The following is a 22,453-nucleotide window of genomic DNA, read 5'->3' as shown; positions in this document are numbered from 1 at the left end:
CCGGCGCCGGCAGCCCGCGCGCGCGGCGCCAGGCATTCTGGGCCGTCGCGATGGCGCGCGCCAGCGCAGCAGGGTCATGCGCCCGCGCGGCCGCCAGCGTCGCCGCATCGGGCGCGCCGCTCTGCTCGACGCCGAGGTGTCGCTGCAGGTCGGCCAGCGCCTGCATGGTCCCGGCCTCGACCGCATAGGCGAAGAGCGCGAGGTCCGGTCCCGGCGGAAGGCGTTCGGCACGCAGCGGCGCCCAGACCATGGCGCGAAGGATGCGCGCCGCACCGTCGCGGCCCAGGTCGCGCAGCGCCTGCGCATCCGCCGGGCCGCCGACCCAGACCGAGAGCAGCCCGAGCCCGATGCCATGCGCCGCGGGCCCATCGACCAGAGCGTCATGCGGCGTGAAGCCGCCGCGCGCCGCCATGACGGTCGCGCTGCAGGCGGCGAAGCGGTCCTGGGTGGTGGCCATGCCGCCACCCTGCCGCCACGGCGGTTAAGGAAGCCTTGCGCGCGCGCTCAGCCCGGCAGCGCGTCCTTCCAGGGATAGCCGTTGCGCGCCTTGTCATGGCCATAGGCGAAGAGCGTACGCAGGAAGTTCTGCTCGAAGGGCTCGGTCTCCTGGATCGTGAAATCGTCCTCGATATAGGCGAGGCGGAAGGCGATGCCGTGCCGAAGCGCGGTGGACCGGATGCGGAACACGTCATTCGCGCCGGCGGCGCTGACCAGCGTGGCGATGGCCCGGCTCGCGATCGGGAGGACGCGCCGGCGCACCGGCCCGCCGCTTGGCATAAGCCGGCTGTTGCGCACGACATAGGCGGTCACGGCGGGCGGGGTCAGCCCCTGGCGGATGCGCTCCGCCCGGCTGTCGCCCAGCGCCGGCGGGTAAAGGTAGGCCTGCGCGTAGGTGCCGCCATCCACATGCATCTCCTGGTAGGGCACGCCGTCCACCGTCACGTCGATCATCACCGGCGGAAACACGCCCGGCACGGCGGCGGAGGCCAGCAGCACCTGGCGCGACAGTTCCAGCGCGCGCGGATGCCCGCTGGCGGCGATGGCGCCGAGGTTCCACGCCACCGGCCGCTGCGCATCGAGGTTGGTGGTGGCGATCACCAGCTGCCGGCCCCGCGCATAGCCCTGCGCGATCTCCGCCATCAGCGGTTCGTCGAGGAAGCGCGCGATGGTGCGCGCCAGCGGCGCGCTGTCGGACAGCGCGTCGTCGACCAGCGCGGCCAGCAGCCCGCGCTCGGCCAGCACGTCGGCGGCCGTGATCTCGGTATAGGCGGCGCGAAGCTGCGCATCGCGGTGCGGGCCGGCGAAGACCAGCGGCGCGGTCAGCGCCCCGGTGCTGATGCCGGTGACAAGGTTGAAGGCCGGCCGCGTGCCCGCCTCCGTCCAGCCGCAGGCGAGGCCGGCGCCGAAGGCCCCGTTCTCGCCCCCGCCGGAGAAGGCGATGATGTGGCCATCAGGCAGCCTGTCGCGCGGGCCCAGGCCGAAGGCGGCGCGCTGCCGGCGTCCGGCCTGGTTGAATTCCTCGACGATGCGGGGCAGGTCGACGGGGTCGGTGACGCAGAAGCGCTCGTTCGGCAGGCCGAGGACCTGCGCGTTGCGGACGCGCTCCATCGGCACCGGGTCGGCGCGCTCGGGCAGCGCGCAGCCGGCGAGCAGCCCCGCGCCCCCGAGCAGGGCGCCGCGGCGGGCGAGCGACGGGACGGACCGCTTCATTGCGCCCAGGATATGGGACGTCGAGGACGGGCTGGAAGACCTGTCAGGACCCGCCCGGCGGCTGCTTCACCCAGTCGTAGCCACGCCGGGCGCGCTGATAGCCGAAGTCGAACAGCGCACGCATGTAGGCCTGCTCGAAGGGTTCGCGATAGGTGCCGGTGAAGTCGCGCGTGATGTAGGCGAGGTTGTAGTCGATCCCGTCGCGTAGCGCGGTGTTCCATATCCGCACCACGTCGTTGTAGCCGGAGGACGCGATCATGGTGGCGATGGCGCGCCCGGCGATCGACATGGCGCGCCGGTCCACCGCTGCCCACTGCGCATCGAGCCGCCCGTTGCGGATGATGTAGGCGGTGGCCGGCACCACCGGCTGGCCGCGCCGCAGCCTTTCGCGCCGCCGCTCGGTCACCTGGCGCGGGTAGAGGAAGACCTGGGCGAAGGCGCCGCCATCCACGTGCATCTCCTGGTGCGGCGCGCCATTCGCCACCACGTCGAACATCACTGGCGGGAAGGCGCCAGGCACGGCGGCGGAGGCGAGCAGGATGCGCCGCACCAGGCCCAGCGCGCGCGAGTCCCCGCTGGCGGCGATCGCCCCCACGTTCCAGATGACCGGCAGCTGCGCATCGAGGTTGGTGGATCCGATCAGCAGCAGCCGCCCCGCCTCGTGCCCGCGCGCGATCGCGGCCAGCATGCGCTCATCGAGGTAGCGGGAGATGGTGCGGTACAGCGGCGCGGTGTCCGCCAGCGCATCGTCGAAGATGGCGGCAAGCAGCCCGCGCGATCGAAGCACGTCGCCCGGCGTGATGTCGGTGTAGACGCTGCGCAGCGCGCCATCCCACTCGCGTCCCAGGAAGGCGAAGGGCGCGGTCAGCGCGCCGGTGCTCACGCCCGTCACCAGCTCGAATTCCGGGCGCGTGCCGTGCTCGGTCCAGCCGCAGAGCAGGCCTGCGCCGAAGGCGCCGTCCTCGCCGCCGCCGGAGACACCGAGCAGCTGGAAGCGCGGCAGCTGCGACGGGTGGCTCAGGCCCAGGTGGCGCATGCGCCGCTGGCCGGCCTCGCGGAACGCGGCCTCGATGGCGGGCAGGTCTTGCGGCAGCACGAAGCGTTCGTTCGGCACGCCGAGCACGGTCGTGCCGCTCGTGGCGGCCTGCGGCACGGGCGCGCCGCGCTCGGGCAGCGCGCAACCGGCGAGCAGCGCGCCGGATCCGGCGAGCAGGGTGCGGCGGGGGGTCGCGCTCACAGCGGCGGCCTGCTCGCCCAGTCGTAGCCGCGCCGGCCGCGCTCGTAGCCGTACTGGAACAGCGCGCGCATGAAGCCCTGGTCGAAGGGCGCGGGAAGTTCCTCGGTGAAGTCGCTGCCGATGAAGGCGAGGTTGAAGCCGATCCCGTCGCGCTGCGTGTTGTTGTACATGCGCACCACGTCGTTGTAGCCGCTGGCGGCGATCATGGTGGAGATGGCCCGCCCCGTGATGCCGAGCGTGCGGCGTTCCACCGCGGCCCATTCCGGGTCGAGCCGTCCGTTGCGGATGATGTAGGCCTCGACGTCGCGCGCCGAGGTGCCGCGCGCGATGCGCTCGCGCCGGCCGCGCCCGACCGAGGTTGGGTACAGGAAGGCCTGCGCGAAGGCCCCGCCATCGACGTGCATCTCCTGGTGGGGCTGCCCGTCCACGGTCACGTCGAACATCACGGGCGGGAAGGCCCCGGGAATGGAAGCGGAGGACAGCAGGATGCGGCGCACCGTCTCCAGCGCGCGCGGGTGGCCGCTCGCGGCGATGGCGCCGATGTTCCAGATCACCGGCACCTGCGCATCGAGGTGCGTGCTGCCGATCAGCAGCAGCCGGCCGCCCTGGTACGCGCGCGCGATCGCCGCCAGCATGTCCTGGTCCAGGTAGCGCGAGATGGTGCGGAACAGCGGCGTGGTGTCGGCCAGGGCGTCGTCGAACACCGCGGCGATCAGGCCGCGGGATTCGGCGATGTCGCGCAGCGTGAGGTCGGTATAGACCGAGCGCAGCTGCGGGTCGTAGTCGCGCCCGAGGAAGGCGAAGGGCGCGGTCAGCGCGCCGGTGCTCACCCCTGTCACGAGGTTGAACTCCGGCCGCGTGCCCAGCTCCGACCAGCCGCAGAGCAGCCCGGCGCCGAAGGCCCCGTTCTCCCCGCCGCCCGAGACCGAGAGCAGGTTCAGCTTCGGCAGCGGCTGGCCGGGCCGCAGCGCAAGGCGCGTGCGCATGCGCTCGGTGGCGGAGATGAACTCCGCCTCGATGGCGCGCTGGCCTTCGGGGCTTGCCACCATGAAGCGTTCGTTCGGCACGCCCAGCACCTGCGCGGCCAGCACCTTGTCACGCGGCACCGCCGTGCCGCGGACCGGGGCCGCACAACCCGGCAGGCCAAGGGTTCCGGCAGCGCCAAGGGCCAGCAGCGCCCTGCGGCGCGCAGGAAATCCGGTCATGGACGAAGTCTCCGCCGTGGTGCCGGCGCCGCGCAATGCCAGGCTCGCGGCGCGTCGCGACGTGTTTGCAGGAAATCCGGAGTGCCGTCACTCTCCCCCCAACAGAGTGCCCATCGGAGGAACGCCATGACCACCCGCCGCCACGTGCTCGGCGCGCTCGCCGCCGCCGGCACCCTGGGATTGCCGCGCCTGGGCCACGCCGCCTGGCCGGCCGACCGGCCGATCGAGGTCATCGTTCCCTATCCGCCCGGCGGCGGGGTGGACACCATGGCGCGCATGGTGCTGCCGGTGGTGCAGGCGCGCCTGCCCGGCGTGCGCTTCGTCGTGGTGAACCGCGCCGGCGCCGGCGGGCAGCTGGGCTGGGAGGCCGTCTTTGCCGCGGCGCCCGATGGCTACACGCTCGCGGCGACCTCCGTCCCGGCGCTGGTCACCTATCCGATGGAGCGCGCGGTGCGGTATCGCGCGCTGGACTTCACCTTCATCGCCAATGTGGTGGACGACCCCGGCGGGCTTTTCGTCGGCGCCAGTTCGCCGATCCGCACGCTGGCCGACCTGGTGGCGGCGGCCAAGGCGCGGCCGGGGCAGATCAGCTACGGCAGCACGGGCATCGGCTCGGACGACCACCTGCTCGTCATCGCACTCGAGGACCTGGCCGGCATGCCGGCGATGACGCATGTGCCCTTCAACGGCATGGCGCCGCTGTCCACCGCGCTGGTCGGCGGGCATCTCGATGTCGGCGCCTTCAACATGAGCGAGAGCCTGGCGCTGCTGCAGGCCGGGCGGATCCGCGCGCTGGGCCAGGCCTCGGCCACGCGCTGGTCCGGCACGCCCGACGTGCCGACCTTCCGCGAGCAGGGGCAGGACCTGGTCAGCGGCGCCACGCGCGGCATCGTCGCCCCACCCGGCCTGCCCGCCGAGATCCGCGAGAGGTTGGAAGCCGCCTTCCGCGCCGCCCTTGCCGACACCGACTTCGTGCGCGAGGCGCAGCGCCTGGGCCTGCCACTGGCGCCGCGCATCGGCACCGAGTACCGCGCGGACGTCGCCGCGCTGGAGACGACGCTGCGCGGATTGTGGCAGCGCCGCCCGTGGAAGGAATCATGAGCGACGAAGTCCTGGTCGAGGCAGGCGCGCTGGCCGAGCTGCTGCGCGCCATCGTCGCCGCGACCGGCAGCGCGCCGGCGGAAGCCGAGGAGGTCGCGCGCCACCTGCTCGAAGCCAACCTGCAGGGCCATGACAGCCACGGCATCATGCTGCTGCCGCGCTACGTGGACCATGTGCGGGAAGGGAAGCTGCATCCCAACGCGATGCCGGAGGTGATCCGGCAGGAACCGTCCCTCGCGCTGTTCGACGGGCGGATGGGGTATGGCCAGCAGGTCGGACGGATCGCGATGGACTGGGCGATCGGCGCGGCGCGGGCGCATGGCCATGCGGTGATGGGTCTGCGCAACGTCCACCATATTGGACGCGTGGGCACCTATGGTGAGCAGGCGACCGCGGCGGGGATGATCTCCGTCCATTTCGTCAATGGCGTGTCGGGCGCGCCGGCGGTCGCACCCTTCGGCGGGTCGGACGGGCGGCTTTCGACCAATCCGGTCTGCATCACCATCCCGCCGGCCAGGCGCGACGGGCAGCCGCTGGTGCTGGACTTCGCCACCTCGGCGATCGCGCTGGGCAAGTGCCGCGTGGCGTTCAATGCCGGGCGGGCGGTGCCGGAGGGCGCGCTGGTCGATGCGCGCGGCCAGCCCACCACCGACCCCGGCGTGCTGTATCGCGACACGCCGCGCGGCGCGCTGCTGTCCTTCGGCGCGCACAAGGGCTACGGCCTGGCGCTGGTCTGCGAGATCCTGGCCGGCGCGCTGCTGGGCGGCGCCACCGCCTGGCGGCCGGAACTGCGCGAGCGCGGCATCGTCAATTCCTGGCTGGCCTTCGTGCTGGACCCGGCGCGCTTCGGGGATATCGACGCCTTCCGCAGCGAGCTCGCGGCGGTGATCGCCGACGTGAAGGCCTCCCCGCCCGCCGATCCGGAGAACCCGGTGCTGGTGGCCGGCGAAAAGGAGCGCATCACCAAGGCGCGGCGGCTGGCCGAGGGAATTCCGGTCGATCCGACCACCTGGGGCAACCTCGTGCGCGCAGCGCAGTCCCTCGGGATCAACGCGATCCCGGCGGTGCGCTGACATCGCACGCGATGGTACGCCCGGCAGCCGGCGCCGGGCGGCCCGCCAGCCATCCCGGCGCGAGCACGTTCATGCCATCGAGGTTCACCAGCAGGTCGCGCCCGGCATCGATGCGCGCCGCCGCCGCGCAGGCCGAGGCATCATCCAGCACATAGAACTCCGCCGGGTCGAAGCGGCCGGTCGCGACCATCTCCGCGCCGCGCGCGCGCAGCGCCGCCAGCGGTTCGCGCGCCACGCGGGCGAGGTAGACGGAATCGGTGCCGATGCCATGCGTCGCCGCCAGGTAGGCCAGCGGCACCCAGCCCGGCGCCGCATTGGCGGCCGGGATGCGCCGCAGGCGTTCGTAATGCCCCGCGGCCTCATCCCAGAACGGGTCATGGAGCGGCGTCGTCCAGGCCGGCCCCGTGATGCGCGCGAGGACCGCGGCCGGCAGCCAGCCGCGCACCCCGTCGGCGACCTGCAACGCCAGGATCAGTCCCAGCGCGAGCGGCGCGCGGCCCGGCCCGAGCCGCCGCGCCAGCAGGATGGCAGCGCCCAGCAGCACGAGGTAGTGCAGCGGCCAGATCATGCGGCCCGAGGCGCGGAATATCGCGAGCAGGGGTTCGAGCGGCGCCGGCACCGGGATGACCGCCAGCACGACGGGGCCGAGCGCCACAACGTTCGATACGGCGAAGGCCGCGAGAGCCAGCACCACCGCCAGCAAGGGCCAACGCCCGCGCGAGGGCAGGCGCGGCGGATCGCGCCGGATCAGCCAGAGCGCACCGAGGAGCGCCACAATGCCGCCGAGGCCGAGAAAGCCGAAGCCCTCATAGTCGCCGGCGCCCCAGCGCCCCCCGCCGATCAGCAACGACCAGCCCTGCGGGTCGAGCAGCGTCAGCAGGTTGGCGCGGTAAAGACCGAAGCCGGGCTCCGTCATCCCCCCGCCCGGCAGCATGCGAAACCCCGCGACCCAAAGCCCGCCCGCGACGCCCACGGCCATCGCCGCGACCTCGACGTACAGGCCGGCGCGCCAGCCCCGGCGCAGCAGGTCCGCCGCCCATCCCGCCAGCACCATGGCCAACAGATAGGGGTGGATCAGCGCCGCCAGCACGCCCAGCACCACCCAGGCCAGCGCCTGCGACGCCGGCGGCGGGCGCAGGCAGAGCCATCCGGCCGCCAGCAGGAGCCACTGCGCCATCAGCGCATAGTGGCCGGTCATCGCGTGCGGGCCGTTCAGCCGCCACAGCAGAACCGGCGCGAAGCAGGCCAGTGCCGCCACCATCAGCCGCGATGCCGCGTCGGGCAGGAACAGCGCCGCGATGCGCTGCGCGAAGGCCGCCTGCAGGGCAAAGCACAGCAGCAGCCAGGCGCCGTGGTACTGCCAGGGGCCGGTGACGGGCGCGATCGTCGCCTTCATCACCAGCGCCATCAGCGGCACCACGTCGGTGAAGAAGATGGTCGAGGCGATCTCGGTCCCGAACAGCGGGTTGGCGGCGGGCGGCCAGCCCCAGGGCGTCGCGCGGAAGAAGGTCCAGCCGAGGTAGTACTGCGCCGGGTCGTTGCGCTGCATCCAGGCGATGTTCGCCGGGTCCAGCACGCCGGGGCCGAGCAGCGCCACGAAGACCGCGGCGCCGATCCCCAGCGCCGCGGCCGTCTCGCCCAGGCGGGGCGGATTCATCCGATCGGCACCCCCGCGGCGTCCTTGGCCGTGCGGATGGTCTGCAGCGTCTGCACGCGCATCACCGCCGGCGCGGCGGTCAGCCGGCCGGTGAGCTCGTTCTCATGCGCCGTGTCGCGCGCGACCAGGCGCAGCAGGAAATCCCCGCCGCCCCGGATCATGTGGCATTCGCGCACCTCGGGCCAGGAGGTGGCCAGCGCCTCGAAGGCATCGAGCACGCTCTGCTTCTGGGATTCGAGGCCGACCAGGGCGAAGAAGGTGACCTCCCAGCCCAGCGCCACCGGGTCGATGTCGGCGTGGTAGCCGCGAATCACGCCCGCCTCCTCCAGCCGCCGCACGCGGCGCAGGCAGGGCGGGGCCGAGAGGTTCACCCGTCGCGCCAGCTCGACATTGGTCATCCGGCCATCATCCTGCAGCTCGGCCAGGATGTGCCGGTCCACGGAATCGAGGTCGGCGTCGTCGGGATCGCGGGGCATGGGTGCGGGATCGCTTGTTTCGTTGCTCGGTCGCTTGACCGGGCGCAATATCATTGCAGGCGCCGGCAGCATCAAGACATCAGGGTTGTGATGGGCGCAGGGCTGGCCGATATCCGGCGCAGCGCAACAGAATCGGGATTGTCCTGTGGCCCAGACGCACCGTACCCGCCTGCTCATCATCGGTGCCGGACCGGCTGGCTACACGGCGGCGATCTATGCCGCGCGCGCGGGTCTCGAACCCATGGTCGTGGCGGGGCTCCAGCCGGGCGGGCAGCTCACCATCACCACGGATGTCGAGAACTATCCGGGCTTCGCCGAGGCCATCCAGGGCCCCTGGCTGATGGAGCAGATGCAGAAGCAGGCCGAGCATGTCGGCGCGCGCGTGGTGTTCGACGTGATCACGGGCGTGGACCTGTCGCGTCGCCCCTTCCGCGCCACCGGCGATTCGGGCGATGGCTACGAGGCGGATGCGGTGGTCATCGCCACCGGCGCCCAGGCCCGCTGGCTTGGCATCCCCGGCGAGAAGGAGCTCGGCGGCTTCGGCGTGTCCGCCTGCGCGACCTGTGACGGCTTCTTCTACCGCGGCAAGGACGTGGCGGTGATCGGCGGCGGCAATTCCGCGACCGAGGAGGCTCTGTACCTCTCCAACCTCGCGCGCCACGTCACGCTGATCCACCGCCGCGATTCGCTGCGCAGCGAGAAGATCCTGCAGCAGCGGCTCTTCGCGAAGCCCAATGTCACCGTGCTGTGGGACACCATCACGGAGGCCGTGCTGGCCGACGATGGCGGCCGCGTGCCGGTCGCCCGCGGCCTCGCGCTGCGCCATGCCAAGACCGGGGAGCGCAGCGAGCTCAAGGTGGACGGAGTCTTCGTCGCGATCGGCCATGCGCCGGCCACCGCGCTGTTCCAGGGCCAGGTCGAGATGGACGCCGAGGGCTACATCCGCACCCAGCCCGGCACCACGCGCACCTCGGTGCCCGGCGTGTTTGCCGCCGGCGACGTGCAGGACCGCGTCTATCGCCAGGCGGTCACCGCGGCCGGCACCGGCTGCATGGCGGCGCTGGAGGCGGAGAAATTCCTCGCCGCCGCCGATGCCGAGACCGAGCAGGTCGCCGCCTGATGCCGATCGACTGGGACAAGCTGCGCGTCTTCCACGCGGTGGCCGAGGCAGGGTCCTTCACGCATGCCGGCGAGACGCTGAACCTCAGCCAATCCGCCGTCTCGCGTCAGATCCAGGCGCTTGAGGAAGCGCTGACCGTCCCGCTGTTCCACCGCCATGCGCGCGGCCTGATCCTGACCGAGCAGGGCGAGACGCTGAACCGCACGGTGCGCGAGGTCTTCGCCAAGCTGGCGATGACCGAGGCGCTGCTGACCGAGAGCCGCGAACGCGCCGCCGGCCGGCTGAAGGTGACCACCACCACCGGCTTCGGCAGCGCCTGGCTGGCGCCGCGGCTGCGCCGGATGCTCGATGCGCATCCCGAGATCAGCGTGACCCTACTGCTGGACGATTCCGACCTCGACCTCGCGATGCGGGAGGCGGACGTGGCGATCCGCATGCATCCGCCGCGGCAGCCCGACCTGATCCAGCGCCATATCGCGACCTTCGGCTGGAAGGTCTGCGGTACCGCGGGCTACCTGAAGACCACGGGCATCCCGCAGCGGGTCGAGGACCTCGATGCCCATCGCCTGATCGTCTATGGCGACTACCGCCCGCCGATCGACAATATCAACTGGCTGGCCGAGGCGGGCCGGCGCGCCGGCGCGCCGCGCCGTGCGGCGATCGAGATCAATTCCCTGCCCGGCATGCTCGAGGCAGTGCGCTCGGGCCTCGGCCTCGCGGCCCTGCCCGACTACATCGGCGACCAGCTCGACGACCTGGTGCAGGTGCTGCCCGGGGTGAAGGCGCCGCGGATCGAGGCCTTCTTCGTCTACCCGGAGGAGATGCGCCATTCGAAGCGCGTCTCGGTGTTCCGGGACTTCCTGATGGCGGAGCTGGCGGCCGGCGCGGGGTGACCGTGACGCGGATCACGGGGCTGTGCGTTTAGTCATGCGCGTGTCGCATATCGGATTGGTGCATATCGGGAATCACGCATGCCCCGTCTGCACCTATCTTCCTTGTCATCCGGCGACTTGGTCGGAAGGGGTCCTTCGGATCCCTCGTCTCCCAGACGTGAAGCCTCCCTGTTGACTTGGCCCGGCGCCCTCGTGGCTGCCGGGCCTTTCTTTTTGCGGCGAGGGCACCACCACCACCCGATGGTGGACCGCCATCGGTGGTGCAGGCACGATGGGCCCCTCACGAAGCCCGGCCAGGGCTCCGCGTGGCTCCAGAGGATGCGCCGGCATGGCCGCCGATCCCTACGAAACCCTGGGCGTATCGCGCGACGCCACGCCGGAGACGATCAAGCAGGCGTATCGCAAGCTCGCCCGCCAGCACCACCCTGACCTGAATCCCGGCAAGCCCGACGCCGAGGCACGCTTCAAGGCCGTCGCCGCCGCCCATGACCTGCTGTCCGATCCCGACAAGCGCGCCCGCTTCGACCGCGGCGAGATCGACGCCGAGGGCCAGGAACAGCGCCCCGCCGGCGGCTATCGCCACTATGCCGAGGACATGGCCGGCACGCGCTACGGCACGCGCGGCGACGGCCCCACCCCCGACGACATCTTCGCCGAGTTCTTCGAGGCCCGCCGCCGCGCCCAGGCCGCCCCGCGCCGCGGCGATGACGAATCCTACCGCCTGGCGGTCCCCTTCCTGTCCGCCGTCGCCGGTTCGACCGAGGTACTGACCCTGCCCGACGGGCGCACCCTCAGCGTGAAGATCCCGCCCGGCGTCGAAACCGGCCAGGTCCTGCGCCTGCGCGGCCAGGGTGGTGCAGGCTGGCAGGGCGGGCCGGCCGGCGATGCGCTGATCGAGCTCCAGGTACAGGACCATCCGCTGTACCGGCGCGACGGCAACGACCTGCGCATGGACCTGCCGGTCACGCTGCGCGAGGCGGTGCTCGGCGGGCAGGTCGATGTCCCCACGCCCTTCGGCCCGCTACGCGTGACGCTGCCCCCGCACAGCGACACCGGGCGACAGGTCCGGTTGCGCGGGAAGGGCGTCGCGGCCCATGGCACGCGCGCGGCCGGCGACCTGTTCCTGGTGCTGCGCGTCGTGATCGGCCCGCCCGATGCCGCGCTGGACGCCTTCCTGCGCGACTGGACACCCGAGCACCCCACCGATCCGCGCGCCGGCATGGAGGGTCAGGCATGATCACGCTCGATGTGCTGTGCGCCCGTTTCACGCGGCTCGACCCGGACGACCTGCGGCGTTGGATCGCCGAGGGCCACGTGCGCTGCGAGGTCGAGGCCGGCGCGCCCTGCTTCCGCGAGATCGACGTGGAGCGCGTGCGCCTCATCCTGGAACTGCGCCACGACCTCGCGGTGAACGAGGAGGCGCTGCCGGTCGTGCTCTCCCTGCTCGACCAGATCTACGCGCTGCGGCGACGGCTGAAGCAACTCGGCGCGGCGGAGGACGAAGCACCATCAGCTTCGGCTTGACGCGCCGCGTCCCGCCGGGGTGCCATGGGCCCCAACCCGGCCGCACGCCGGGACACAGGGAAGGACGACGCCCATGGACGACCGTGCCCCGGCGTGCCGGGCCGTGACGCGCCGCGCAACTTTCGCGCTGGCCGTCGCACCTCTGGCCGCCCCGGCCCTCGCGCAAGCCCCCTGGCCCGCCGGTCCCGTGCGCTATGTCTGCATCTTCCCACCGGGCGGCTCGACCGACCTGCTGAGCCGCATCTGGTGCCAGCGCATGGCCGAGATCACGGGCCAGCAATTCGTGGTGGACAATCGCGGCGGCTCCGGCGGCAATGTCGGCACCGAGGTGATCGCGCGTGCCGCGCCGGACGGCACCACCATCGGCCTCGCCTCCGTCTCCTCCATGGCGATCGCGCCCACGCTGTACCGGCGCCTGGCCTTCGACGTGACGCGGGACTTCACCTGGATCTGCGGGCTGTGGCAGCTGCCCAACCTGCTCGTGGCGCGCCCGGACCTTCCGGCGCGCGACATCCCCGAACTCATCGCGCTGTGCCGCGCCGACCCCGGCCGCTACACCTTCGCGAGTTCCGGCGCCGGCACCACGCTGCACATCGCCGGCGAGATGTTCAAGCAGATGGCCGGGGTGAACATCCTGCACGTGCCCTATCGCGGCGGCGGCCCGGCCTATGTCGACCTGCTGGGCGGGCGGGTGGACATGATCTTTGGCAATTTCCCCGAAGCCATCCGCATGTCGCGCGAAGGCAAGGTGCGTCCGCTGGCGGCCACCGGCGCCGCGCGCAGCCCACAGGCGCCCGAGGTCCCGGCCATGGCGGAGTTCCTGCCGGGCTACGAGATCAATTCCTGGGGCGGCGCCTGCGGCCCGGCGGGCATCCCGCCGGCGATGGTGGCGCGCATGAACGAGCTCGGCCGCCAGGCGCTGGAGAGCCCGGATGTGAAGCGCCGCTACGAGGAAGGCGGCGCCACCACCTGGTGGACCACGCCGGAGGGGCTCGCGGATTTCCGACGCGACAACGAGGCGCGCTTCGCCCCGCTGATCCGCGCTTCCGGCGCCGTGGTGGAGTGAGGCGCGGCGCTTGACGCGGCGCAGGCTTCGCCTGTCCCATGCCGGCAAGGCCATCAAGGCCACCAGGGAGACGTTCGTGACCAGCACCGCCGCGCTGCGCCGCCGCAGCCTGCTCGCCATCGCCGCCGCGCCGCTCGCGGCACCCGCATACGCGCAACCGGCCTGGCCGGGCGGCGCCATTCGCTTCATCGGCCTGTTCCCGCCCGGCGGGGGCACCGACATCCTGTCGCGCCTGTGGTGCATCAAGATGAGCGAGATCACCGGCCACCAGTTCGTGGTCGAGAACCGCGCGGGCTCGGCCGGCAACATCGGCACCGAGGCGATCGCGCGCGCCGCACCGGACGGCACCACCATCGGGCTGGCGTCGGTCGCGCCGCTCGCGATCGGACCCACGCTCTACAGCCGCCTGCCCTTCAACCCGGCGCGGGATTTCTCCTACGTCTCGGGGCTGTGGCAGTTGCCGAACCTGCTGGTGGTGAACAACGACGTGCCGGCGCGCTCCGTGCCGGAGCTGATCGCGCTGCTGCGCGCCAATCCGGGGCGCTATGCCTATGCGTCCTCGGGGTCGGGCACCACGGTCCACATCTCGGGCGAGATGTTCAAGACCATGGCGGGCATCGACATGCTGCACGTGCCCTATCGCGGCGCCGCCCCCGCGCACATCGATATCCAGGGCGGGCGCGTCCACATGATCTTCGACAACATCCCGCAGGGGCTCGCGCTGCACCGCGAGGGCAAGGTGCGCGCGCTGGCGGTGACCGGCGCGCAGCGCAGCCCGGCCGCGCCCGAGATCCCGACCATGGCGGAGTTCCTGCCGGGCTTCGAGATCAATTCCTGGGGCGGCGTGATGGGTCCGGCAGGGATGCCGCGGCCGATCATCGAAAGGCTGAATGCGCTCACGAAGCAGTCGCTCGAGAGCGAGGACCTGAACCGCCGCTTCCTCGAGAACGGCGCCACGCCCTGGTACACGACGCCCGAGGAGTTCGCGACCTATCGCGCGGCGAACGAGGCGGCGCTGGCGCCGATCATCCGGGCCTCGGGCGCGCGGGTGGACTGAGGCGCGCGGGATGGTGCCGCGGCACGCGGATTGCTGACCGGGGCGCGACCAACGCACCCCGGGGAGCCTTCGCGCCATGATCCGTCGTCGCCACCTGCTCGCCCTGCCCGGGCTGCTGGCAGCCCCTGCCCTCGCGCAAGGCACGCGCACCATTCGCCTGATCGCGGGCTTCCCGGCGGGGGGCCTCGCGGATGTGGTGGCGCGCCTGGTGGCGGGGCCGCTGGGGGAGGCGCTGGGCGCGAGCGTGGTGGTCGAGAACCGCACCGGCGCGTCGGGCACCATCGCCGCCGATGCGGTCGCCAAGAGCACGCCTGACGGCGCGACGCTCGCGGTCAGCCACGCCATTCCCTTCGGCTTCGCGCCGGGGGTGTTGCCCTCCCTCACCTACGATCCGGTCGCGGATTTCCAGCACCTGGGGATGCTGGCCGAGGCGCCGACGGTGATGGTGGTGACGGCGCGCTCGCCCTACGCGACGCTGCCCGACATGCTGGCGGCGGCGCGCACGCGGCCGGTGCGCTTCGGCTCATCCGGCGTGGGGTCGGCCGAACATTTCCTGGGCGCGGTGATCGGCAAGGAGGCAGGGGCGGCGAACCTCGACCACGTGCCCTATCGCGGCACGCCGCCGGCGCTGCAGGATCTGCTGGCGGGGCAGGTGGAGGCGATCAACGCGCCGATCACCACGCTGGTGGCGCAGTTGAAGGATGGGTCGCTGCGCGCACTGGTGGTCTCGACCGAGCGGCGCGTGCCGGCCTTCCCGGACGTGCCGACGGTGGGGGAACTCGGCTTCGGGCGCGCGACCATGACGCAGTGGATCGGGCTGAGCGCGCCGCGGCGGCTGCCGGCGGCGGAGGCGGCGCGGATCTCGGCGGCCATCCCGGGCATCCTGGCGCGGCCGGAGATCGCGGAGCGGCTGGAGGAGCTGGCATCCCCGCCACGCGCGCCGCTGCTGGTGGGGGAGTCGTTCCAGGGGTTCGTGGCGGCGTTCCGGGACCACTGGGTGGGGGTGGCGCGGGCGGAGGGGATTGTGGCGGGGTGAGGTCGAAAGGCCTGTCTCTGAGTAATGTCGAAATGGCTTAGAGTCCGTTTGAGAATACCGGCACCGGCCCGAAGCGGTTGGTCTGCCGGCGTTGCTCAGCGCGCGCGGTACCCGGCGCCCCGATGCCGCAACTCGCGCAAGGCGAGGCCTGCGAGCAGGCTCCAGAAGGCCGCACCCACACCGAAGAAGGCAAGACCTGAGCCCGCGACGAGGAAGGTGACGGTCGCCGCCTCACGATCCTCCGCCTCCGACAGCGCGCCGAGCAGCGCGCTGCTGAAGGACCCGAGCAATGCGAGGCCCGCGACCGCCTGGATCAGCACCGAAGGTGCCGCGGAGACGAAGGCTACGGCCAAGCCTGCCGACAGCCCCAGCACGATATAGCCCGCACCGCCGACCACCGATGCGATCCAGCGCTTCCTGGGATCCGGATGCGCGTCCGGCCCCGCGAAGAGCGCGGCTGTGACCGCGGCCAGGTTCACCGCATGCGCGCCGAACGGCGCGGCGGCGAGGCTGAACAGCCCCGTGGCCGTGAACAGGGGACCCGGCGCCGGCCGGTAGCCATTGGCGTTCAACACGGCGATGCCCGGGATGTTCTGCGATGCCATGGTGACGATGAAGAGCGGCAGGGCGATGCCGACGACCGCGGGGACGGTGACCACCGGCAGCGTGGCCACCGGCGCCGGCCAGGCGGACGCGGCCCACCCTTCGGGCAGCGACACCGTCGCGGTGATCACCGCCAGCGTGACCAGCACGGCCACGGGGACCGCGAGCAGGCGGTTGATCCGCGCCGTCACGGCCCAGGCGACGACGATCAGCAGGCCGGCGACCGGGGCCTCGGCGACCGCGTGCGCCGGCGCCAGGCACAGCGCCAGCAGGATGCCGGCCAGCATGGCATTGGCGATCGCGGGGGGAATGGCGGACACCCATCGTCCGAGGGGCCTCCACATCCCCGCCAGGGCCAGAAGCACCCCGGTCAGCAAAAAGGCACCGGTCGCCGCCGCGAAGCCTCCCTCCACCGCACCCGTCGTCACCAGCAGCGCCGCGCCTGGCGTGGACCAGGCGGCGCTGATCGGCATGCGATAGCGCAGACTGAGCACGATTCCTGCGAGACCCTTGGCGATGCAGAGAGCCATGAGCCCCGACGCCGCCTGGGCGGGCGATGCCCCGACGGCTGCCAGGCCCTGCAGCACGACGGCGAAGGACCCGGCAAATCCGACGAAGGCGGCCAACAGGCCGGCGGCTATGGGCGCGTACATCACGGTCCTCGCACCACACGGGCAGGTGCGAAACACGCCAGGGACACGGCGCACCACGCCACCAGTGACGCGGACCGCTGCGCTGCCGACAGATCCCATGTACCGGGCGCATCCGCACGCTGCGCGATAACGATATCGACGCTCCGGCGGCCCGAGCAACAATCACCGCGTTCGGATCATGCGCAGGACGCGTCTGGCCGGATGACCTATGCCGAGGCTGCCCGACCGGAACGTTATCAGCCTTGCGCCGGGTTCCTCGCCATCATTCCGCAGGCGATGGCGTGGCGACGATGATGCTCAGGGCAGAGCGGGTCGTGACGACGTCAATGAGATCGAAACCGCCGATCCTCAGAAGCGCCTGGAACTCCTCGCGCGTGCGCTCCTGTGCGCCGTATTGCACCAGCATGTTCAGGTCGAAGAACTTGCCGCTCGGGTCCTCGTTGGGCGGCCCGACCAGCCGCTCGATCGCGAGCAGGCTCGCCCCCGGCGGCATTGCGCGGCGGCAACTGCGCAGGATGCGGGCCGCCGCAGCGTTGTCCCAGTCGTGCAGGACGGATTTCATGACGTAGGCGTCCCCGCCGCCAGGGACGGACTCGAAGAAGTCACCCCCGACGGCCTCGCAGCGCTGCCCCAGCCCCGCCGAGGAGAGCACCCGCTTCGCCGAGGCGGCGACCTTCGGCTGGTCGAAGAGGATGCCCTCTGCGCCAGGGCAGGCGAGCAGGATGGCCGTCAACAACTGGCCCTCGCCGCCGCCGATGTCGACGATGCAGCCGAACCGGCCAAAGTCGTAGGCCTCGATCACCGCCTGTGCCTCGGCTCGCGAGAGGGCCGTCATCGCGGCGTCGAACACGGCGCGCTCCTCCGGGTGCTGGTCGCGGTAGGTCCAGGCATCCACCCCGGCGGTGAACTCGGCCGCGCCTTCCCCGGTGCGCACACTGTGCAGGAGGTTCCCCCATGACTGCCACATGCCCGGGGTTCCGATCCAACGGGCGTAATCGCGGCGCGAGCCCGGTGCATCGCCGGTCAGACAGGCTCCGAGCGTCGTGAGCGAGAAGCGCTGGCCCTTGGCCTCGTGGAAGATGCCGACCGCGGCCAGGGCGCGCATCAGCCTGTACAGCGAGCCCGGATCCGCGCCGCAGGCCTGCGCCAGGGTGTCGCTCGTCTGCGGGCCGTCCTTCAGATGATCCGCGACGCCGAGCGAGGCGGCGACGTGCAGGGCTTGGGAGAGCTGGTACGCGTTGATCAGCCGCATCAGCTCGACCGACGCGTCGGTGGTGCTGCCGGCGCCACCGATGAAGGATCCCCGACCGGCTTCGGCCGCGGCTGGCTCCCGGATCCGGCTCTCGGGCATGGTTGGTGCCCTCCCGCGACTACCCTACGATGACGATCGATACCTCGGCGGTCCGCCTGCGTGTCAGGGTACGTCAACCGACACCGCCGTGGGGCATCATCGGTACAACCAAACTCTACAATGTGCCTTGTCCGGGAGTCAGCTTTCCGCCCTTTGCGGCCATTCCGCTCCTCCGCAGAGAGCGGCTCCTAAACCCGCGCCTTCTCCGCCGCCCCTCTCAGGAATCCCCCCAATGCCGCATGAAACCCCGGCTCCTCCAGCAGGAACTCGTCATGCCCCTTGTTGGAGGCGATCTCCACGAAGGACACGCTCGCCCCCGCCGCGTTCAGCGCGCGCACCACGGCGCGGCTCTTCGAGGTCGGGAACAGCCAGTCGCTGCTGAACGACGCCAGGAAGAACCGCGTCCCCGCGCCCACCGAACCGCCATCTGGGCGCCGCCCGAAGTGGACACTCCGCGGCGGTGGCGCTCGCTCGACCGGTCGTGAGTCAATGCCGGCCTTGGGCGGCCGGGACGAGAATTCGTCTTGACGGCCCCCTCTCTCTTCGTTCTAACTGTTCGTATTCTAACAGTTAGAGTCCGATGAACAAGCTACCCCGCCCTGCCGAGCCGACCAAAGCACCCCAGGTCACCGCCGCGGCCGGACCGCGCAGCATCATCGCGCCCGGCCACAATGTGCTCGGCTTCCTGGCCCATAAGCTGAACCAGGTCTGCCTGGGCTTCCACGCAGAGATCTGGGATCCCGAGGATCTCAGCCGCGTGGAATACGCCACGCTGACGAACCTCCACGCGGCGCCGGGCATCGACCAGCAAACGCTTGCCGACCGACTCAGCGTGGACAAGGCGACCACCAGCCAGGCCGTGGAGCGCCTCGTCCGCCGCGGTCTGGTGAACAGGCAACCCGATGCCGCGAACCGCCGCGCCAACGTCCTGCACCTGACCGCCGAAGGGCGGGAGTTGCGCGAGCGCCTCGGCCCGCATGCGCGCGCCGCCAACCAGCGGATCATGGCCCCCCTCGCGCCGGAGGAGCGCGAGAAGCTGATCGAGTTCATGACCCGCATCGTCGAGGCCCATGGCAGCTACGCCCGGCCCGGCCACAACCGCCGCCCGCCACGCCCCAGAAAACCGCCGGCCTGACCCACCCCGCGACAGGGAGTTCGCATCATGAGCATCGTCCGCGACCGCCGCCCGGCCCTGCCGGGCCGGCGAAGCCTTCTTGCAGCCTTCGCGCTAGCCCTGCCGGCGCCCGCACTCGCCCAGGCCTGGCCGACGCGCCCGGTCCGGCTGATCCTCTCGAACGGCCCGGGCAGCACGATGGACGTGATCGCGCGGCTGGTGCTGCAGCCCGTGGCGGCGTCGCTCGGGCAGCAGGTCGTGGTGGACCCGAAGCCGGGTGCGGGCGGCACGATCGCCGGCGACCTCGTCGCGAAGGCCGCACCCGACGGCTACACGACGGGCGTCTTCTCCGTGCAGTCCCACGCGGTCGCGCCGGCGGTCTATCCGGCCGTGCCCTATGACGCCGTGCGCGACTTCACCCACATCGCCGTCATGGCCGAGTTGCCGCTGGTGCTCGGCGTCTCCGCGGCCTCGCCGATCCGCAGCCTCGGCGACTTCATCGCCGCGGCGCGGCGCGCGCCGGCTGGGCTCACGGTCGGCACCAACGGCAACGGCTCCTCCGCCCATGCGACGATCGAGCGCTTCCGCCGGTTGACCGGCGTCGAACTCACGCATGTGCCCTATCGCGGGTCGAACGCGCCGGCGGTGGCGGATGTGATCGCCGGCCGGCTCGACGCCATCGTCCCCTCGCTGCCCGACGTCGCGGGCAACGACCGCATTCGCATCATCGCGATCTCCCTGGCCGAACGGCTCGCCGGCTGGCCGGACGTGCCGACCTTCCGCGAGCAGGGCTTCCCGGACATGGTCTCGAGCGTCTGGATCAGCCTCGGCGCGCCCGCCGGCCTGCCGGATGCGATCGCCGACCGGTTGCATGCGGAGGTGCAGGCCTCGCTCGCGCGGCCTGAGGTCTCGGGCCGCCTGGCGGAGCTCGGCTCCGGCCCCAATCGTGGGCTCGGTCGCGCGGCGCTGACCGCCTATGTCGCGCAGGAGAATGCCCGCTGGGGCGAGGTCGCCCGCGCCGCCAACATCCGCGCGGAGTAGGCGCCATGGCCGAAGCTTCCGCCGACGCGGCTCTGTTCCGCCTGGCCTCCGCCTGGCAGGGCTCGCGCGCGCTGCATGCCGCCACGCGGATGGGCCTGCCCGACCTGCTCGCTGCCGGGCCGCGCGGCGCCGAAGATCTCGCCGCGGCGACTGGCACGTACGCGCCGGCGCTGCGTCGCCTGCTGCGGGCGCTCGCCACCTTCGAGGTTTTCGCGGAGGGGCCAGACGGGCGCTTCGCCCTCGGCCCGCTCGGCGTCCGCCTGGTGGAGGGGCCTGGCTCGGCGCGCGGGCTGGTGCTGTGGTGGGGACACGAGGATGCCCGCCGGACCTGGGACGCGCTCGAGGACTGCGTGCGCACCGGAGAGACCGGCGCGCGCCACGCCTTCGGCGCGGAGGACTGGATGGCCCGCTATGAGCGCGACCCGGCCTTGCTGGCGGACTATGCGGCGGGCATGGCGGCCTCGGCGGCGCTCGTCGCCCGGGCGGTGGCGAATGCCTACGATTTCGGCGGTCTCCGGCATGTCGTGGATGTCGGCGGTGGGCGCGGGCAGATGATCGCGGCGGTCCTCATCGCCCATGCGCATCTGTCGGGCACGCTGCTCGACCGGGCGGAGGTGGTGGCCGGCGCCCCGGCGCTGCTGGAGCAGGCGGGCATTGCCGCGCGCTGCCGCCTAGTCGCAGGCGACATGTTCGCCGCCATCCCGGAAGGTGGCGACGCGCTGATCCTGTCGCGCGTCGTTCATGACTGGAACGATGCCGAGGCCATGGCGCTGCTCGTGCGGTGCCGGGCGGCGCTGGCCGAGGGCGGCCGGCTGCTGCTGATCGAGCGCCTGCCCGAGGAACACGCGACGCCGACGCCCGTGGCGCAGGGCCACGCACTTTCCGACCTCAACATGCTGGTACGGACCGGCGGGCGGGAAAGGACCTTGAGCGAATACGGCGCGCTGCTCGGCGCCGTGGGCCTGGGCGTTCGACGGGTGCTGCCGACCCGCACGCCCTGGAGCATCGTCGAGGCAGTTGCGTGACCCGGACCAAGGCGAAGCGCGATGTCGGATCGGGCATGCGTGGCTGTGATGCGATGGCACCGATGCGGAGCGCACCGCCGGTATCGCGGTGCCGGACGGGCCGGAGTCTGTCATGAAAGGGCGAGCAGGTCAGGGCTGGCGGCTGGGCGGCAGGACGCAGGCCCTTGGGTTACCTTGAGGGTCGGGAGTCGGCTCACCGCACCCCGCAGCCAGTCCGTGCCGCGACAGGGACAGTCCCCTAAACCCCCGCCTTCTCCGCCGCGCCGCGCAGAAAGCCACCCAGCGCCGCATGAAACTCCGGTTCCTCCAGCAGGAACGCGTCATGCCCCTTGTCGCTCGCGATCTCCACGAAGGACACGCTCGCCCCCGCCGCGTTCAGCGCACGCACCACCGCCCGGCTTTCTGACGTCGGGAACAGCCAGTCGCTGCTGAACGACGCCAGGAAGAACCGCGTCGGCGTCCCGCGGAAGGCCGCCGAGAGGTCGCCCTCGTGCTCCGCCGCCAGGTCGAAGAAATCCATCGCGCGGGTGATGGTCAGGTAGGAATTCGCGTCGAAGCGCTGCACGAAGGTGCTGCCCTGGTGGCGCAGGTAGCTCTCCACCTCGAACACGTCCTCCAGGAAGGTCAGCGCGGACGCCCCGCGCAAACGCCGCCCGAATTTCCGCGTCAGCGCCTGCTCCGACAGGTAGGTGATGTGCGCCACCATCCGCGCCACCGCCAGCCCGCGCGCCGGGATGCGTCCCGACTCCCAGTACCGCCCGCCGGCATAGTCCGGGTCGCCATGGATCGCCTGGCGCCCGACCTCGTGGAAGGCGATGTTCTGCGCCGAATGATGCGCCGCGCAGGCAATGGGCGCGGCCGCCAGCACGGCATCCGGATAGGTCGCCGCCCATTCCAGCACCTGCATCCCGCCCATCGACCCGCCGACCACCGCCAGCCAGCGCGCGACACCCAGGTGCTCCATCAGCCGCTTCTGCGCGCGCACCATGTCGCGGATGGTCACCTGCGGGAAATCGGTGCCCCAGGGCCGGCCGAGCCCCCGCCCCTCGGCATCCGTCATCTCCGACCGCGGGCCGGTGCTGCCCATGCACCCGCCCAGTACATTGGCGCAGACGATGAAGTAGCGGTCGGTATCCAGCGGCTTGCCCGGGCCGACGATGCTCTCCCACCAGCCGGGCTTGCCGGTGACGGGGTGGGCTTCGGCCAGGTACTGGTCCCCGGTCAGCGCGTGGCAGACCAGCACGGCGTTGGTCTTCGCGGCATTCAGCCGGCCATAGGACCGCCAGGCCACGACCAGCGGCGCGACCACGGCGCCGCAATCCAGCGGCAGGCCGTCGGCGAAGACGACATGCTGGTGGTCGACCTCCGGCAGGGGGGCGATGGCCTGAGACATGGCCAGCGATGCTTAGGGCCGCCGCGCCGGCGCCGCAACGGCGACGCTTCGGGGGCGGACACCGGCCCGCCGGCGCATGGCCGGCGCGCGCGTAGCGCCGCCGCCGGAGGGCAGCCCC

Annotated in this window: 21 protein-coding genes and 1 pseudogene; 12 read left to right on the top strand and 10 right to left on the bottom strand. The window is 72.0% G+C overall.

Going from position 1 to position 22,453, the window contains the following annotated elements:
- The 4 genes from HW578_RS08795 to HW578_RS08780 all read right to left on the bottom strand — a co-directional run.
- Positions 1 to 457 (bottom strand): glycosyl hydrolase 108 family protein (locus HW578_RS08795; protein WP_198370178.1); only part of this gene is annotated, 457 nt, incomplete at its 3' end.
- Between the two features lie 47 nt (positions 458 to 504).
- Positions 505 to 1,710 carry a patatin-like phospholipase family protein gene (locus tag HW578_RS08790; RefSeq protein ID WP_198370177.1) on the bottom strand — a complete coding sequence of 402 codons (1,206 nt, stop codon included), beginning with the start codon at positions 1,708 to 1,710 and terminating at the stop codon, positions 505 to 507.
- A gap of 43 nt (positions 1,711 to 1,753) precedes the next feature.
- On the bottom strand, positions 1,754 to 2,947 hold the full coding sequence (locus tag HW578_RS08785; RefSeq protein WP_198370176.1) for a patatin-like phospholipase family protein: 1,194 nt from the start codon (positions 2,945 to 2,947) through the stop codon (positions 1,754 to 1,756).
- Positions 2,944 to 4,152 carry a patatin-like phospholipase family protein gene (locus tag HW578_RS08780; protein WP_198370175.1) on the bottom strand — a complete coding sequence of 403 codons (1,209 nt, stop codon included), beginning with the start codon at positions 4,150 to 4,152 and terminating at the stop codon, positions 2,944 to 2,946. Before HW578_RS08780 ends, HW578_RS08785 begins: the two co-directional genes overlap by 4 nt.
- Before the next feature lie 126 nt (positions 4,153 to 4,278).
- Between HW578_RS08780 and HW578_RS08775 the strand changes: the two genes are divergently transcribed.
- On the top strand, positions 4,279 to 5,253 hold the full coding sequence (locus tag HW578_RS08775; RefSeq protein WP_198370174.1) for a Bug family tripartite tricarboxylate transporter substrate binding protein: 975 nt from the start codon (positions 4,279 to 4,281) through the stop codon (positions 5,251 to 5,253).
- Positions 5,250 to 6,326, top strand: coding sequence for a malate/lactate/ureidoglycolate dehydrogenase (locus HW578_RS08770; RefSeq protein WP_198370173.1), 1,077 nt, complete (start codon positions 5,250 to 5,252; stop codon positions 6,324 to 6,326). The genes HW578_RS08775 and HW578_RS08770 overlap by 4 nt, the downstream gene beginning before the upstream one ends.
- Here HW578_RS08770 and HW578_RS08765 read toward each other — a convergent pair.
- Positions 6,301 to 7,983 carry a DUF6311 domain-containing protein gene (locus HW578_RS08765; RefSeq protein ID WP_198370172.1) on the bottom strand — a complete coding sequence of 561 codons (1,683 nt, stop codon included), beginning with the start codon at positions 7,981 to 7,983 and terminating at the stop codon, positions 6,301 to 6,303. The two genes, HW578_RS08770 and HW578_RS08765, sit on opposite strands and share 26 nt — an antisense overlap.
- The gene (locus HW578_RS08760) at positions 7,980 to 8,459 is read right to left on the bottom strand and encodes an Lrp/AsnC family transcriptional regulator (protein ID WP_198370171.1); all 480 of its coding nucleotides are present in this window, start codon (positions 8,457 to 8,459) and stop codon (positions 7,980 to 7,982) included. Before HW578_RS08760 ends, HW578_RS08765 begins: the two co-directional genes overlap by 4 nt.
- Before the next feature lie 145 nt (positions 8,460 to 8,604).
- On the opposite strand from HW578_RS08760, the gene trxB reads away from it, so the two are divergent.
- The 7 genes from trxB (at position 8,605) to HW578_RS08725 (ending at position 15,155) form a co-directional block, all read left to right on the top strand.
- Entirely contained in the window at positions 8,605 to 9,579 is a 975-nt protein-coding gene (trxB, locus tag HW578_RS08755; protein WP_198370170.1) for a thioredoxin-disulfide reductase, read from the top strand.
- Complete coding sequence (locus HW578_RS08750; protein WP_198370169.1) at positions 9,579 to 10,472, top strand: LysR family transcriptional regulator; 894 nt, start codon at positions 9,579 to 9,581, stop codon at positions 10,470 to 10,472. The genes trxB and HW578_RS08750 overlap by 1 nt, the downstream gene beginning before the upstream one ends.
- 328 nt (positions 10,473 to 10,800) lie before the next feature.
- Positions 10,801 to 11,709: a DnaJ C-terminal domain-containing protein gene (locus HW578_RS08745; RefSeq protein ID WP_198370168.1), complete on the top strand. Its 909-nt coding sequence runs from the start codon at positions 10,801 to 10,803 to the stop codon at positions 11,707 to 11,709.
- Entirely contained in the window at positions 11,706 to 11,996 is a 291-nt protein-coding gene (locus tag HW578_RS08740) for a chaperone modulator CbpM (RefSeq protein ID WP_198370167.1), read from the top strand. The genes HW578_RS08745 and HW578_RS08740 overlap by 4 nt, the downstream gene beginning before the upstream one ends.
- Before the next feature lie 73 nt (positions 11,997 to 12,069).
- Positions 12,070 to 13,062, top strand: a complete 993-nt coding sequence (locus tag HW578_RS08735; protein WP_198370166.1) for a Bug family tripartite tricarboxylate transporter substrate binding protein — start codon at positions 12,070 to 12,072, stop codon at positions 13,060 to 13,062.
- A 76-nt stretch (positions 13,063 to 13,138) separates the two neighbouring features.
- Positions 13,139 to 14,119, top strand: coding sequence for a Bug family tripartite tricarboxylate transporter substrate binding protein (locus tag HW578_RS08730; RefSeq protein WP_198370165.1), 981 nt, complete (start codon positions 13,139 to 13,141; stop codon positions 14,117 to 14,119).
- A gap of 76 nt (positions 14,120 to 14,195) precedes the next feature.
- Positions 14,196 to 15,155 carry a Bug family tripartite tricarboxylate transporter substrate binding protein gene (locus HW578_RS08725; RefSeq protein ID WP_198370164.1) on the top strand — a complete coding sequence of 320 codons (960 nt, stop codon included), beginning with the start codon at positions 14,196 to 14,198 and terminating at the stop codon, positions 15,153 to 15,155.
- A 95-nt stretch (positions 15,156 to 15,250) separates the two neighbouring features.
- On the opposite strand, the gene HW578_RS08720 is transcribed toward HW578_RS08725, so the two are convergent.
- The 3 genes and pseudogenes from HW578_RS08720 to metX (HW578_RS08710) form a co-directional block, all read right to left on the bottom strand.
- Positions 15,251 to 16,411 carry a benzoate/H(+) symporter BenE family transporter gene (locus HW578_RS08720; RefSeq protein WP_198370163.1) on the bottom strand — a complete coding sequence of 387 codons (1,161 nt, stop codon included), beginning with the start codon at positions 16,409 to 16,411 and terminating at the stop codon, positions 15,251 to 15,253.
- A gap of 262 nt (positions 16,412 to 16,673) precedes the next feature.
- Positions 16,674 to 17,762, bottom strand: a complete 1,089-nt coding sequence (locus HW578_RS08715; protein WP_198370162.1) for a methyltransferase — start codon at positions 17,760 to 17,762, stop codon at positions 16,674 to 16,676.
- A 188-nt stretch (positions 17,763 to 17,950) separates the two neighbouring features.
- Positions 17,951 to 18,187, bottom strand: a pseudogene (metX, locus tag HW578_RS08710) (homoserine O-acetyltransferase); the annotation flags it as partial.
- Between the two features lie 248 nt (positions 18,188 to 18,435).
- Here metX (HW578_RS08710) and HW578_RS08705 point away from each other — a divergent pair.
- Genes HW578_RS08705 through HW578_RS08695 form a run of 3 tightly spaced genes read left to right on the top strand, consistent with a single transcriptional unit; the run spans position 18,436 to position 20,942 of the window.
- On the top strand, positions 18,436 to 18,897 hold the full coding sequence (locus HW578_RS08705; RefSeq protein WP_198370161.1) for a MarR family winged helix-turn-helix transcriptional regulator: 462 nt from the start codon (positions 18,436 to 18,438) through the stop codon (positions 18,895 to 18,897).
- A gap of 27 nt (positions 18,898 to 18,924) precedes the next feature.
- Complete coding sequence (locus HW578_RS08700; RefSeq protein ID WP_198370160.1) at positions 18,925 to 19,917, top strand: Bug family tripartite tricarboxylate transporter substrate binding protein; 993 nt, start codon at positions 18,925 to 18,927, stop codon at positions 19,915 to 19,917.
- Between the two features lie 5 nt (positions 19,918 to 19,922).
- The gene (locus HW578_RS08695; RefSeq protein WP_198370159.1) at positions 19,923 to 20,942 is read left to right on the top strand and encodes a methyltransferase; all 1,020 of its coding nucleotides are present in this window, start codon (positions 19,923 to 19,925) and stop codon (positions 20,940 to 20,942) included.
- A 238-nt stretch (positions 20,943 to 21,180) separates the two neighbouring features.
- Here the strand turns inward: HW578_RS08695 and metX (HW578_RS08690) are convergent, their stop codons facing one another.
- Positions 21,181 to 22,335, bottom strand: coding sequence for a homoserine O-acetyltransferase MetX (metX, locus tag HW578_RS08690; protein ID WP_198370158.1), 1,155 nt, complete (start codon positions 22,333 to 22,335; stop codon positions 21,181 to 21,183).
- Positions 22,336 to 22,453: the final 118 nt, after the last annotated feature.

Origin of the sequence: Roseomonas rosulenta (genome assembly GCF_016106005.1) — a bacterium.
GTDB lineage: Bacteria > Pseudomonadota > Alphaproteobacteria > Acetobacterales > Acetobacteraceae > Neoroseomonas > Neoroseomonas rosulenta.
Note: the sequence above shows the minus strand (reverse complement) of the source record. Positions and strands in the feature narration are given on the sequence as shown.

Excerpts from the sequence above, each read along its gene's own strand:
- HW578_RS08725 (WP_198370164.1), top strand. The coding sequence starts at position 14,196 with ATGATCCGTCGTCGCCACCTGCTCGCCCTGCCCGGGCTGCTGGCAGCC.
- HW578_RS08765 (WP_198370172.1), bottom strand. The coding sequence starts at position 7,983 with ATGAATCCGCCCCGCCTGGGCGAGACGGCCGCGGCGCTGGGGATCGGC.
- HW578_RS08760 (WP_198370171.1), bottom strand. The coding sequence starts at position 8,459 with ATGCCCCGCGATCCCGACGACGCCGACCTCGATTCCGTGGACCGGCAC.
- metX (WP_198370158.1), bottom strand. The coding sequence starts at position 22,335 with ATGTCTCAGGCCATCGCCCCCCTGCCGGAGGTCGACCACCAGCATGTC.
- HW578_RS08750 (WP_198370169.1), top strand. The coding sequence starts at position 9,579 with ATGCCGATCGACTGGGACAAGCTGCGCGTCTTCCACGCGGTGGCCGAG.
- HW578_RS08775 (WP_198370174.1), top strand. The coding sequence starts at position 4,279 with ATGACCACCCGCCGCCACGTGCTCGGCGCGCTCGCCGCCGCCGGCACC.
- HW578_RS08695 (WP_198370159.1), top strand. The coding sequence starts at position 19,923 with ATGGCCGAAGCTTCCGCCGACGCGGCTCTGTTCCGCCTGGCCTCCGCC.
- HW578_RS08790 (WP_198370177.1), bottom strand. The coding sequence starts at position 1,710 with ATGAAGCGGTCCGTCCCGTCGCTCGCCCGCCGCGGCGCCCTGCTCGGG.
- HW578_RS08700 (WP_198370160.1), top strand. The coding sequence starts at position 18,925 with ATGAGCATCGTCCGCGACCGCCGCCCGGCCCTGCCGGGCCGGCGAAGC.
- HW578_RS08745 (WP_198370168.1), top strand. The coding sequence starts at position 10,801 with ATGGCCGCCGATCCCTACGAAACCCTGGGCGTATCGCGCGACGCCACG.
- HW578_RS08715 (WP_198370162.1), bottom strand. The coding sequence starts at position 17,762 with ATGCCCGAGAGCCGGATCCGGGAGCCAGCCGCGGCCGAAGCCGGTCGG.
- HW578_RS08720 (WP_198370163.1), bottom strand. The coding sequence starts at position 16,411 with ATGTACGCGCCCATAGCCGCCGGCCTGTTGGCCGCCTTCGTCGGATTT.
- HW578_RS08735 (WP_198370166.1), top strand. The coding sequence starts at position 12,070 with ATGGACGACCGTGCCCCGGCGTGCCGGGCCGTGACGCGCCGCGCAACT.
- HW578_RS08770 (WP_198370173.1), top strand. The coding sequence starts at position 5,250 with ATGAGCGACGAAGTCCTGGTCGAGGCAGGCGCGCTGGCCGAGCTGCTG.
- HW578_RS08740 (WP_198370167.1), top strand. The coding sequence starts at position 11,706 with ATGATCACGCTCGATGTGCTGTGCGCCCGTTTCACGCGGCTCGACCCG.
- HW578_RS08780 (WP_198370175.1), bottom strand. The coding sequence starts at position 4,152 with ATGACCGGATTTCCTGCGCGCCGCAGGGCGCTGCTGGCCCTTGGCGCT.